1 pseudogene is annotated in these 279 nt (G+C 74.6%); it reads left to right on the top strand.

What is annotated here, in order from left to right:
- Positions 1–279: pseudogene (locus KVT45_RS55320) on the top strand (acetyl-CoA C-acetyltransferase); the annotation flags it as partial.

Genomic DNA, 279 nt, shown 5'->3' with positions numbered 1-279 from the left:
CCACGCCGGGAACGCCCCGCAGATCTCCGACGGCGCGGCAGCGCTGCTGATCACCACGCCGGAGGGGGCCCGTGAGCTGGGCCTGATCCCTCTCGTGCGGTACCGGGCGGGAGTGGTCGTCGGCTCCGACCCGGTGCTGGTGCTGACCGGGCCCATTCCGGCGACCGAGAAGGTGCTGCGGAAGGCCGGGGTGGCCCTGTCGGAGGTCGGGGTCTTCGAGGTGAACGAGGCCTTCGCGCCGGTCCCGCTGGCCTGGCTCGCCGAGACCGGCGCGGACCC

Origin of the sequence: Streptomyces sp. GbtcB6 (assembly GCF_019091475.1) — a bacterium.
GTDB lineage: Bacteria > Actinomycetota > Actinomycetes > Streptomycetales > Streptomycetaceae > Streptomyces > Streptomyces hyaluromycini.
This window is presented reverse-complemented; position numbering and strand designations above follow the sequence as displayed.